General features: G+C 65.6%; 8 protein-coding genes. 3 read left to right on the top strand and 5 right to left on the bottom strand.

The genetic code is table 11. The annotated features are described in order from the left end of the window. Positions 1–155 precede the first annotated feature (155 nt). The 3 genes from NLM32_RS13075 to NLM32_RS13065 all read right to left on the bottom strand — a co-directional run bounded on the left by NLM32_RS13075 (position 156) and on the right by NLM32_RS13065 (position 3166). Complete coding sequence (locus NLM32_RS13075) at positions 156–770, bottom strand: hypothetical protein (protein ID WP_254129379.1); 615 nt, start codon at positions 768–770, stop codon at positions 156–158. 114 nt (positions 771–884) lie between these two features. After that, complete coding sequence (locus tag NLM32_RS13070) at positions 885–1871, bottom strand: MDR family oxidoreductase (protein WP_254129378.1); 987 nt, start codon at positions 1869–1871, stop codon at positions 885–887. Positions 1872–1912: 41 nt separating this feature from the next. After that, positions 1913–3166 carry an MFS transporter gene (locus NLM32_RS13065; RefSeq protein ID WP_254129377.1) on the bottom strand — a complete coding sequence of 418 codons (1254 nt, stop codon included), beginning with the start codon at positions 3164–3166 and terminating at the stop codon, positions 1913–1915. 339 nt (positions 3167–3505) lie between these two features. Between NLM32_RS13065 and nadA the strand changes: the two genes are divergently transcribed. The 3 genes from nadA (at position 3506) to nadC (ending at position 7268) form a co-directional block, all read left to right on the top strand. Then, positions 3506–4609: a quinolinate synthase NadA gene (nadA, locus tag NLM32_RS13060; protein WP_254129376.1), complete on the top strand. Its 1104-nt coding sequence runs from the start codon at positions 3506–3508 to the stop codon at positions 4607–4609. 158 nt (positions 4610–4767) lie between these two features. Further along, positions 4768–6378, top strand: a complete 1611-nt coding sequence (locus tag NLM32_RS13055; protein ID WP_254129375.1) for an L-aspartate oxidase — start codon at positions 4768–4770, stop codon at positions 6376–6378. An 11-nt stretch (positions 6379–6389) separates the two neighbouring features. Then, positions 6390–7268 (top strand): carboxylating nicotinate-nucleotide diphosphorylase, encoded by an 879-nt coding sequence (gene nadC / locus NLM32_RS13050; RefSeq protein WP_254129374.1) that lies wholly within the window; start codon positions 6390–6392, stop codon positions 7266–7268. Positions 7269–7382: 114 nt separating this feature from the next. Here nadC and NLM32_RS13045 read toward each other — a convergent pair whose 3' ends face one another. Continuing rightward, complete coding sequence (locus NLM32_RS13045; protein ID WP_254129373.1) at positions 7383–8837, bottom strand: cell wall hydrolase; 1455 nt, start codon at positions 8835–8837, stop codon at positions 7383–7385. A gap of 434 nt (positions 8838–9271) precedes the next feature. Then, positions 9272–12220, bottom strand: a complete 2949-nt coding sequence (gene ppdK, locus NLM32_RS13040; protein ID WP_254129372.1) for a pyruvate, phosphate dikinase — start codon at positions 12218–12220, stop codon at positions 9272–9274. Positions 12221–12302 lie beyond the last annotated feature (82 nt).

Below are 12302 nucleotides of genomic sequence, written 5' to 3'. Positions count from 1 at the left end.
GTTGAGGGCCGCCCCCCGGCCGTTGCGCAAGGCTGGGGCGCCAGTCGCTACCAAGGCATAAAAACCGCGAGCCGTATGATTACGGCGCCCGCGGTTTCGCGTGCGATGCATTCGTCAAAGGCAGGTAAATCGCGCGCGCAGTTTTGCGCCGGATGTCACTCGGTCGAACGGCGCAGCTCGAGCGGACCTTCGTTCTTCGGTTCGGATCTGGGCTCGGACTTCACTTCCGACTTCACCGGCTCGATTCGGCCGCTCTCGACCCGCGGAGTCTCGACGCGCGCGGCGACCTCGGTGCTTGATGTGTTGACCGAACCGGTCTGCTCCGGCGCACGCAACGAGCGCGGCCGTGCAACGGCGCGCGCCATCAGCATCTGGTTGCCGCCCTGGTGGTGGAAGTCGCAATAGGCAAAGCCCATGCCCGAGACCGAGCCGCGGAAGCTGCGGTCGTCGGTCTTTTCGAGGTTGAAACAAGGCTCGAACGGAATGCCCTTGATCGAGGCGCAAACGTTCTGGCCGCGGATCTGGAGCGTGTTGCCGGGCAGGCGGAGATGTTTCACGGGGCCTGAGCCCGAGAATTGTACCGCGCCGGCGGCGCCGAGATCGTCGAGGATGCGGCCCGCACCGCGGGTGCCGTCGAAACAGGTGAAGGCGAATACCTTGCCGGCCACGAAGCGGCGTGCCTCATCCGCATTCATACTGCCGGCCAGGGCGATGGCCGGCGCAAACGTCACGACTGCCGTGACAGCCCCCAACACAATACGCGCAAGCATGCTCAACTCCGAACCAAACCCCCGCAGCGGGCGATGCCTTATCTCTTTACCCGCTGCTTACCATACTAACCATGGCGACATTGAAGCAGCTTGGTTGGTAAAGTCTGAACGCCGTTAGACAATTTTTACCACGATGCGGCCGCGGACCTGGCCGGCGAGGATTTTCGCGCCCCATTCCGGAACTTCGGCGAGCGAAATTTCCGCAGTAATTTCAGATAGTTTCGACCGATCCAGGTCGGACGCCAGCCGCTGCCAGGCGGCTTTTCGCGGCTCGATCGGGCACATCACGGAATCGATGCCGAGAAGGCACACCCCGCGCAAAATGAAGGGTGCGACAGAAGACGGCAGGTCCATGCCGGCGGCGAGACCGCAGGCGGCGATGGCGCCACCATATTTCGTCATCGACAGCAGATTGGCGAGCGTGGTGGAGCCGACGCTATCGACGCCACCCGCCCAGCGCTCCTTGGCCAGGGGCTTTGCCGGCGCCGACAATTCGTTGCGGTCAATCACCTCGGCAGCGCCGAGGCTCTTGAGGTAGTCGGCCTCCGAGGCGCGACCAGTCGAGGCGATGACGTGGTAGCCGAGCTTGGACAGCACGGCGGTCGCGACCGAGCCGACGCCGCCGGCAGCACCCGTGACCACCACCGGGCCGCTCTTGGGCGAGACGCCGTGCTTCTCCAGCGCCAGCACTGAGAGCATCGCGGTGAAGCCGGCAGTGCCGATCGCCATGGCATCGCGCGCCGACAGGCCCTGCGGCAGAGCGACCAGCCAGTCGCCCTTGACGCGCGCCTTCTCGGCATAGGCGCCGAGATGGGTCTCGCCCATGCCCCAGCCGGTGCAGACGACCTTGTCGCCCGCCTTCCACGCGGGATGCGATGAAGCTTCGACCGTGCCGGCGAAGTCGATGCCGGCGATCATCGGGAAGCGGCGCACCACCGGAGCCTTGCCAGTGAGCGCGAGGCCGTCCTTGTAGTTCAGCGTCGACCATTCGACGCGGACGGTGACGTCGCCATCCATCAGCTCGGCTTCGTCGAACTGGGTGAGCGCGGCGGTGGTGCCCTTGTCGGCCTTGTCGATCCTGATCGCCTTGAATGTGGCCACGGCTGAACTCCCTGACTTGTTTGACCGGGATGTTTAGCCGATCAGGCAGGCTGCGCAACCGCTCGTGCGACCGGCTTTTCCACGATCGGAAGATTGATCAGAGCCGAGAGCACGCCGAACAGGATCGAGAGCCACCAGATCGGCGTATAGGAACCGAACTTCTCGAACACGATGCCTCCTAACCAGACGCCAAGGAAGCCGCCGACCTGATGGCTGACGAAGGCAAAGCCATAGAGCGTGGCGAGCCAGCGCGTGCCGAACATCAGGGCCACCAGCGCCGAGGTCGGCGGCACCGTCGACAGCCAGGTCAGGCCCGAGACCGCACCGAACGCGATCGCCGAGAACGGCGTGATCGGGAACGAGATGAAGGCGAGCGTCGCGAGCGCACGGGTAATATAGATCGTCGAGAGGATGTAGCGCTTCGGCAAGCTATTCTGGAGATAGCCGACGCTGAGCGAGCCCATGATGTTGAACAGGCCGATCGCCGCGATCACCCAGCCGCCGGTTTGCGTCGAGATGCCGCGGTCGACCAGGAACGCCGGCAGATGCACGGTGATGAAGGCGAGCTGGAAACCACAGGTGAAGAAGCCGAGCACCAGCAGCACGTAGGAGCGATGGCCGAAGGCTTCGGCGAGCGCCTTGGTGATGGTCTGCTCATCCGCAGGTGCCGCATTGGCCGTGCTTGCGACCGGCGGCGTCGAGATCGCCAGCGCCAGCGGGATGATCAGCAGCATCAGGAAGCCGAACACGGTGAGCGCCTGCTGCCAGCCGAAATTGTCGATCAGCGCGACACCAATGGGCGCGAACAGGAACTGGCCGAGCGAGCCCGCCGCGGTGCCGGCACCGAGCGCAAGGCCGCGCTTCTCGGCAGGCAGCAACTTCGTGAACGCCGACAGCACCAGATTGAACGAGCAGCCGGCGAGACCGAAGCCGACCATCACGCCGGCGCCGATATTGAGCGACAACGGTGTCGACGAATAGCGCATCAGCAGCAGGCCGCCGGCATAGAGCAGCGCACCGACGCACATCACGCGGTACAGGCCGAAGCGATCGGCAACCGCGCCCGCGAATGGCTGGCCCAATCCCCACAGCAAATTCTGGAAGGCGATGGCGAGGCCGAACACGTCACGGCCCCATGCGAATTCGTGGCTCATCGGCTGCACGAAGAAGCCAAGCGCCGAGCGCGGGCCGAAGCCCAGCATGCCGATCGCACAGCCGCAGAGGATGATGACGGCCGGCGTGCGCCAGTTGGATGAACGAGAGGCCGGACCGAGTTCGCCCGCTTGTATAGACATGGTGCTCCTCCTCGGCCCTGGGCGGATCTGCAAATCGACAGCCGCATGTCAGCCGTTTAATGCAACTGCATGAAAACCCCAAGCCGAAAATGATTGCGTTCCACGAGGGGCTGACGCGGGAGCATTGCGTTTCATTGCAGCGCCGTCTGGCGGCAGGAGGACGACTTGACGGGAATGTGTGCGATGGGACCTAGCGGCGGTAGCGATGCCGTGTTATGTTTGATTTACTCAGATTGAGTATATGTAATCCCTGACGAAACCCACCGGCCCTCTCGGCCGGATTTCTCAGGCTCGATATATACTCATATTGAGCATATATAACTCGCACGGGAGGCTTCGATGCCGATCACTGGAATTTACGGCCCCGACGATCTTGCCACTCGGCCACAGGGCCAGGCCAACTCCGCCCCGCCGGCGCCGACGCGAACCGGCCCCGCGCTGCCGCGGCCCTCGCTGGAATGGACGAGCGAGATCGAACGCGCCACCGCCCCGATCTACGAGCGCGTCAGGCATGTGATCCCGCCGATCGAATGGCCGCTGATGGCGCCGACGATTCACGCGATCAATGAACTGAAGCGCGCGCGCAACGCGGTGATCCTCGCCCACAATTACCAGGCGCCGGAGATCTTTCATGGCGTCGCCGACATCGGCGGCGATTCGCTCCAGCTCGCCGTCGAGGCCACCAAGGTGAAGGCCGATGTCATCGTCCAATGCGGTGTGCACTTCATGGCCGAGACGTCGAAACTGCTCAATCCGGACAAGACCGTGCTGATCCCGGACTCCCGCGCCGGCTGCTCGCTCGCCGCCAGCATCACCGGCGCCGACGTTCGCCTGCTCCGCGAAAAGTTTCCCGGCGTGCCCGTGGTCGCCTACGTCAACACGTCGGCCGAGGTGAAGGCCGAGGTCGACATCTGCTGCACCTCGTCGAACGCGGTGCAGGTGGTGGAGAGCCTGAATGCGCCAAGCGTGATCTTCCTGCCCGACCGTTATCTCGCGACCTACGTCGCCTCGAAGACCGACGTCAAAATCATCGCCTGGAAGGGGGCCTGCGAGGTGCATGAGCGTTTTACGGGCGACGAACTGCGCGCCTTCCGCGACGCCGACCCCTCCGTGCAGATCATCGCGCATCCCGAGTGTCCACCTGATGTTTTGGCAGAGGCCGATTTCACCGGCTCGACCGCGCACATGATCAATTGGGTGCGCGAGCGGCGTCCGAAGCGGCTGGTGATGATCACGGAATGCTCGATGGCCGACAATGTCCGCGCCGAGTTGCCCGATGTGGAAATGCTGCGGCCCTGCAATCTCTGCCCGCACATGAAGCGCATCACGCTGTCCAACATCCTGGAGAGCCTGCTGACCCTCGGCGAGGAAGTCACAATCGATCCGGCGCTGGCGGAGCGCGCGCGGCGCTCGGTCGAGCGGATGATCAATCTGAAGAACTAGCAACACACACAGCTGTCGTCCCGGCGAAGGCCGGGACCCATAACCACAGGGAGATGTTTGACGAAGAACGACGTCAAACACCTCAGCAAAATAACTACCGCTGCGGAGTATGGGTCCCGGCCTTCGCCGGGACGACGGTGGAGAGCTTGGAGAAGATCATGACTACAAACAACATCCACAATCTCACCCGCTCCACCGACGACGTCGTCATCGTCGGCGGCGGTCTCGCCGGTCTGTTCTGCGCGCTCAAACTCGCGCCGCGGCCGGTGACGCTGATCTCGGCGGCGCCGCTCGGACAGGGGGCATCATCCGCATGGGCGCAGGGGGGCATCGCGGCCGCCGTCGCCGAGGGCGACAGTCCCGAAGCGCATGCGGCGGATACGATTGCGGTCGGCGGCGGCATCGTCGACGAAGCGGTCGCGCTCGGCATCGCGCGCGAGGCTGCACCGCGCATTCACGATCTGCTCGCCTATGGTGTGCCGTTCGACCGCGATCTCGAAGGCCGGCTCGCCGTGGGACGCGAAGCCGCGCATTCCGCGCGGCGGATCGTCCACGTCCGCGGCGACGGCGCGGGCGCCGCGATCATCGCGGCGCTGAGCGAGGCCGTGCGGCGAACGCCGTCGATCCGCCTGATCGAAGGCTTTGTCGCCGAAGCACTGCTTACCGAGGACGGCGCCGTCACCGGACTTCAGTTGCGCGAGGCCGGAAATTTCGCCGCCAAACCCGTGATGATCGCCTCGCGCGCGGTGGTGCTGGCGACCGGCGGTATCGGCCATCTCTATGCCGTCACCACCAATCCGACCGAAGCCAACGGATCGGGCCTTGCGATTGCCGCGCGCGCCGGCGCCGTGATCGCCGACCCGGAGTTCGTCCAGTTCCATCCGACCGCGATCATGGTCGGCCGCGATCCCGCGCCGCTTGCGACCGAGGCGCTGCGCGGTGAAGGCGCGACGCTGATCAACGGCCAGGGCGAGCGTTTCATGCTGGCGCAGCATCCGCTCGCCGAACTGGCGCCGCGCGACATCGTGGCCCGCGGTGTGTTCGCCGAGGTCGCGGCGGGACGCGGCGCGTTTCTCGATGCACGCCGAGCGCTGGGGGCGCGCTTCGCCGAAAAATTCCCGACCGTGCATGCAAGCTGCATCGCTGCCGGCATCGATCCGGCGACGCAGCCGATCCCGATCGCGCCGGCCGTGCACTATCACATGGGCGGCATCGCGGTGGACGCGCGCGGCCGCAGCTCGATCGACGGGCTCTGGGCCGGCGGAGAAGTATCGTCGACCGGTGCGCATGGCGCCAATCGACTTGCCTCGAATTCGCTGCTCGAGGCCGTGGTCTATGCTGCACGCATCGCCGACGATATCGCCGGCCACGCGATCCCCTCACCTGCCCGCCTGCCCGAGGCGCTGGTGACGCCGCGCGGCGCCGCGCCGGATGCTGCTGCCGTGAAGCGGCTGCGCGCGATGATGAGCGCGAATGTCGGCGTGATCCGCGAGCGCGACGGACTTGCGGACGCCGTACGCGGCTTTGCTGCGCTCGAGCCCACGGCCACGAGCATCGCCGTCCGCAACATGGCGATGGCGGCCCTGCTCGTGGCGGCCTCGGCCTGGAGCCGTCACGAGAGCCGCGGCGCGCATTTCCGCTCCGACCATCCTGCGGAGCTGCCCGCGCTGGCGCAGAGGACGATGACCACACTCACCGCCGTGCGCGAGATCGCGGACAGCCTCACCGCGCATTCAATGCCGCGCATCGCGCAATCCATGATCGCCTGACGGAGCCTCCCATGATCACCCCGAACTCGCTGCTCTATCCCGACGCCTTCCTCTCCCCGCTCGCCATCGACGAGGCCGTACATCGCGCGCTCGACGAGGACCTCGGCCGCGCCGGCGACGTCACCTCGCTCGCGACGATCCCGGAAGCGACCAAGGCGCAGGCCATCCTCGTCGCGCGGCAATCCGGCGTCATCGCCGGTCTGCCGCTCGCGCTGGCGACCCTGCAAAAGCTCTCGTCCGACCTCGAGGTGCGCGCGCATGTCCGCGACGCCGCGCGCATCGCCCGCGGGCAACCCGTGCTGACGATCTCCGGCCCGGCCCGCGCCATTCTCACCGCGGAACGGACCGCGCTGAATTTCGTCGGCCGTCTCTCGGGCGTGGCCACGCTGACCGCGGACTATGTCGCGCGCACCGAAGGCACAAGGATGCGGATCTGCTGCACCCGAAAGACCACGCCGGGGTTGCGCGCGCTGGAGAAATACGCGGTGCGGTGCGGTGGCGGCTTCAACCACCGCTTCGGTCTCGACGATGCGATCCTGATCAAGGACAACCACATCGCCGTCGCCGGCGGCATCCGTCCCGTGCTGGAGCGTGCCCGCGCGCATGTCGGCCATCTCGTCAAGATCGAGATCGAGGTGGATACGCTCGCGCAGCTCCGCGAGGTGCTCAACACCGGCCTCGCCGAGGCGGTGCTGCTCGACAACATGGACATCGCGACGCTGCGCGAGGCGGTGCGGATCAGCGAGGGCCGCGTCGCGCTGGAAGCATCGGGCGGCGTCACATTGGACTCGATCGCGGCAATCGCGGCGACCGGCGTCGACTACGCCTCATCCGGCGCGCTGACGCATTCGGCGCCGAATTTCGATTGCGCGCTGGATATCGAGATGTGAGGTAGTCTCTCCGGCATGGCCGGGCTCGTCCCGGCCATCCACGCCTTGCCACACGGCACGAAGAACGTGGATGCCCGGGACAAGCCCCGGGCATGACGATCTTCTTCCGAGCGCCTACCGCCGCTCGGTCACGCCCATCTCGGCGGAGCTCTTGGCTTCCTGCACGAGCTCGGCCGAGAGTGCGGCGGTCTGCGCCGGCGTGCCCCAGCTCGGCTCTTCGCTGCCGTCGCCCCAGTTGCGCGGCCGATAGAAGGTGTGCACGCCGGTCTTGTACATCTTCTTCATCTCGGCGACCCAGGACGGACGCACCCAATAGGCGTGGTAGTGTGTCGACTTGCCGACCTCGGGCAGCCAGATCTGGCCGTCGAGCATCGCCTTCGAAATCCTCTTGGCGCGCTCCCACATCTCGGGCTCGCGGATCACGTCGGGATTGTTGTCGCAGGCAAAGGTGAACTGGCAGGCGAAGTGGCGGTACTTGTTCTGATAGACCACGCCGCACACGGTGTCCGGATATTTGCCGGAGAACACGCGGTTCATCACCACTTGCGCGACCGCGATCTGGCCACGCACGGCCTCGCCGCGAGACTCGAAATAGACCGCTTCGGCAAGGCACTTTTCAGACTTCGCGCGCGACTTCTCGTCCAGTGCCAGCCGCTCGGCCGGCGATTTGGCGCGCTGGTTGTCGGCGTTGACTTCGCCCTTCGGGGCGACACTCTCGCCACTCTCGGCAATGCCCGCAAGGTCCTCGGTCGGCGGCGACAGCGAAGCCAGCTTCATGTCGGGGTCGGGCATCACGATCAGCGGCTCGGCGCCGGGCTGCCAGCTCTCGATGCTCTCGACATTGCCGCCGAGCGAGGAACTGCCGAAGAACAGGTTCGAGGTCTTGACGCTGAAGGGATCGCGCGGCGGGGCGATGACCGTCGCCTGCTTGAGCGCATTGAGGGGCTGCGCCGCAAAAGACAGCGCGTTGTCGTCGGCCTTCGGCGGATTGGCATATTGCGGCAGTGGCGGCGCGCGCATCGCCTCCTGAAGCTCGGGATCGAGCGCCGCGGCGGACTCCGGCGACATCGCCTGCGGTTGCGCCACCGGCAACGCAGCGGTCTTGGCGCCGAACACGGAGCTGTTCGAGGTCGCGGGATCCTGCTGCGGCGGCGCGGCGGCCGGTGCTGCCGTCTCGGGCGCGGGCGTCACGGTGGCGAGACGGTCGCCCTTCAGCGCGCGATCGACCTTGGGGAAATCGGAGGCCTGGTAACGCGTCGGTGCCTGGAGCACCGGATTGCGCGTAACGGTGCCGGTGACGTCGCGGCCATCGAGGCTCGCGAGGCGAACCATCGCGCTCTGCGGCACTGAAGTCCCGATCGGGCGTGAAAAGCTGTAAGTGGCAAGCTGAATGGACGAGGCTGCAGAGAACACCTGCTTCTGCCAACGCTCGGCGACGCCGGGCTGACGCGCCAGCAACGAGCCAATGTCCTGATAGCCGGTCTCTCTCGGCATCAATGCGAAGATGCAGAGACCGATTCCGAAGGATGCGAACCGCGCACCCTTCGGATGGTTACGCAACACAAACATCGATACGCTCACGCTACGCTTACACTAGAAGGATCGAGCCGCAGTACGTCCGTGCAATTCGATCTTTATCGTGAGTATCTAATTTAGGTTGCCGGGGCGTTAATCGTCGTTGCGCATGAAGCACACTCAAGCAATGTCAGGTGTTTTCACGGCGCGATGCTACGCATTGGTAAATGCGGGCTCACTTGAAACGGTAAACATCTGGTCAACGCGAATGGTGAAGGAACTCTTGCCGGCGCGTATCATTACGGGACGCGCGAGGTTCCCATCATCCGTCATTGCGAGGAGCGAAGCGACGAAGCAATCCAGAGTCCTTCCGCGGAGGCAGCCTGGATTGCTTCGCTACGCTCGCAATGACGGGTGGAGAGAGGTGACCAAAACAAAAGAGGCGGGGTTCGGCCCCGCCTCTTTCGCATCTCGTATGTCTCTTCGTCTTACGCCTGGCTCGCGACGACCTTGCCGAGCGCTGCCTGAGCGGCAGCAAGCCGCGCGATCGGCACGCGATACGGCGAGCACGAGACGTAGTCGAGGCCGACATTGTGGCAGAACGCAACGGAGGCCGGGTCGCCGCCGTGCTCGCCGCAGATGCCCATCTTGAGCTTCGGGCGCGCCTTGCGGCCGCGCGCGACGCCGATCTTGACGAGCTCGCCGACGCCTTCCTGGTCGAGCGAGATGAAGGGATCGATCGAGAGGATGCCCTTGGTCACGTAGGGACCGAGGAAGCTCGCGGCGTCGTCGCGGCTGATGCCGTAGGTCGTCTGCGTCAGGTCGTTGGTGCCGAACGAGAAGAACTCGGCGCTCTCGGCGATCTGTTCCGCGAGCAGGCAGGCGCGCGGCAGCTCGATCATGGTGCCGACCTGATAGGCGAGTTTTGTATTGGTATCGCGCATCACGGCCTTCGCCGTGGCATCGATCCGCGCCTTGACGAGGTCGAGCTCGGCCTTGGTCGCGATCAGCGGCACCATCACCTCAAGGCCGACGGCCTTGCCGGTGCGCTTCTCGGCTTCGACCGCAGCCTCGAAGATCGCGCGTGCCTGCATCTCGGCGATCTCAGGATAGGCGATCGCGATGCGGCAGCCGCGGAAGCCGAGCATCGGATTGAACTCCGACAGCTCGCGCGCGCGGTCGGCGAGACGCCGCGGATCGGTGTTCATGGCGCGCGCCACTTCCTCGACCTCGGCATGGGTGTGCGGCAGGAACTCGTGCAGCGGCGGGTCGAGCAGACGGATCGTGACGGGCAGGCCCTTCATGATCTCGAACAGCTCGACGAAGTCGGCGCGCTGCATCGGCAACAGCTTGGCAAGCGCGGCACGGCGCGACTGCTCGTCCTCGGAGAGGATCATCTCGCGCACCGTGCGGATGCGCGTCTCCTCGAAGAACATGTGCTCGGTGCGGCAGAGGCCGATGCCTTCCGCGCCGAACTTGATCGCGGTGCGGGCGTCGTCCGGCGTATCGCCGTTGACGCGGACGCCGATCTTGCGGACCTGGTCGGCCCAGTTCATCAGCGTACCGAACTCGCCGGAAAGCTCCGGCTCGATCATCGGCATGCGGCCGGCCAGCACCTGGCCGAGCGAGCCGTCGATGGTGATGACATCACCGGCCTTGAAGGTGCGCGATCCGATGCTCATCGTGCCGCGGCCGTAGTCGACGCGGATAGTGCCGCAGCCGGAGACGCAGGGCTTGCCCATGCCGCGGGCGACCACGGCGGCGTGCGACGTCATGCCGCCGCGGGTGGTCAGGATGCCTTCGGCGGCGTGCATGCCGTGGATGTCTTCGGGGCTGGTCTCGATGCGGACCAGGATGACCTTGCGTCCGTCACCCTGGAGCTTGGCCGCCTCGTCCGAGGAGAACACGATCTCGCCGGAGGCCGCTCCTGGCGACGCCGGCAGGCCGGTCGCGATCACATCGCGCTTGGCGTTGGGATCGATGGTCGGATGCAGCAGCTGGTCGAGCGAGGCGGGGTCGATCCGCATCACCGCTTCCTTCTTGGTGATCAGGCCCTCATTGGCGAGCTCGACCGCGATGCGCAGCGCCGCCTTGGCCGTGCGCTTGCCGCCGCGGGTCTGCAGCATCCACAGCTTGCCCTGCTCGACCGTGAACTCCATGTCCTGCATGTCGCGGTAGTGCTTCTCGAGCAGCGTGTAGATCCGCGTCAGCTCCTTGAAGGCCTCCGGCATCGCCGCTTCCATCGACGCCTTGTCGGAGCCCGATTCCTTGCGCGCTTCCTCGGTGATGTCCTGCGGCGTGCGGATGCCCGCCACCACGTCCTCGCCCTGCGCGTTGATCAGGAACTCGCCGTAGAGCTTGCTCTCGCCGGTCGAGGGGTTGCGGGTGAACGCAACGCCGGTCGCCGAGGTCTCGCCCATGTTGCCGAACACCATGGCCTGCACGTTGACCGCGGTGCCCCAGGATTCCGGAATGTCGTGCAGCTTGCGGTAGGTCACCGCGCGCGCATTCATCCAGGATGAAAACACCGCGCCGACCGCACCCCAGAGCTGGTCATGCGGATCCTGCGGGAAGTCCTTGCCGGTCTCGCGCGCGACCGCGTCCTTGTACTTGCCGACCAGACCGACCCAGTCCTCGGCGGTGAGGTCGGTGTCGAGCGTGTAGCCCTGGCTGTCCTTGAAGGTGTCGAGGATTTCCTCGAAGTGATGATGCTCGAAGCCGAGCACCACGTCGGAATACATGGTGATGAAGCGGCGATAGCTGTCATAGGCGAAGCGACGGTCGCCCGAGAGCTCCGACAGCGCTTCCACGGTCTCGTCGTTGAGGCCGAGATTGAGCACGGTGTCCATCATGCCCGGCATCGAGGCGCGCGCGCCGGAGCGCACGGAGACGAGCAGCGGGTTCTTGGTGTCGCCGAACACCTTGCCGGTCAACTTGCCGACATGGTCCAGCGCCTTCTCAACCTGCGACTGCAGTTCCTTCGGATAGGATTTGTCGTGGGCGTAGAAATAGGTGCAGACCGAGGTCGGGATGGTGAAGCCCGGAGGCACCGGCAGGCCGAGATTGGCCATCTCGGCGAGGTTGGCGCCCTTGCCGCCGAGGAGGTCGCGCATCTCCGTGCGGCCCTCGGCCTTGCCGTCGCCGAACGTGTAGACCCACTTGCCGGCCTTGATCGCGGCCGGAGCCGCCTTGGCGGGCGCAGCCTTCGCAGTGACCTTGGCGGCAACCTTCGGCGTGACCTGCTTGGTCGCAGCCTTCGCGGCCGGCTTGGCCGCGGGTTTCGCGGCAGGCTTGGCAGCGGCCTTGGCGACCGGCTTCGGGGCGCTCTTCACAGCGCTCTTGGGAAGCGCCTTGCGGGCCGCCGGCGCAGCCTTCGCTTTGGACGAGGGCTTTGATTTCGCTGCAGTTTTATTAGGCTTCGAGGCGGCTTTGGCCATAGCTTGCACACAACCTGCGAGAGGAATGGGAAATCGCGCGCCTTACACCACTTTGGGCAGGCCCGCGCAAGTCGAAGAGTTC

The sequence above is a fragment of the Bradyrhizobium sp. CCGUVB14 genome (assembly GCF_024199935.1).
In the GTDB taxonomy this organism is placed as follows: domain Bacteria; phylum Pseudomonadota; class Alphaproteobacteria; order Rhizobiales; family Xanthobacteraceae; genus Bradyrhizobium.
This window is presented reverse-complemented; position numbering and strand designations above follow the sequence as displayed.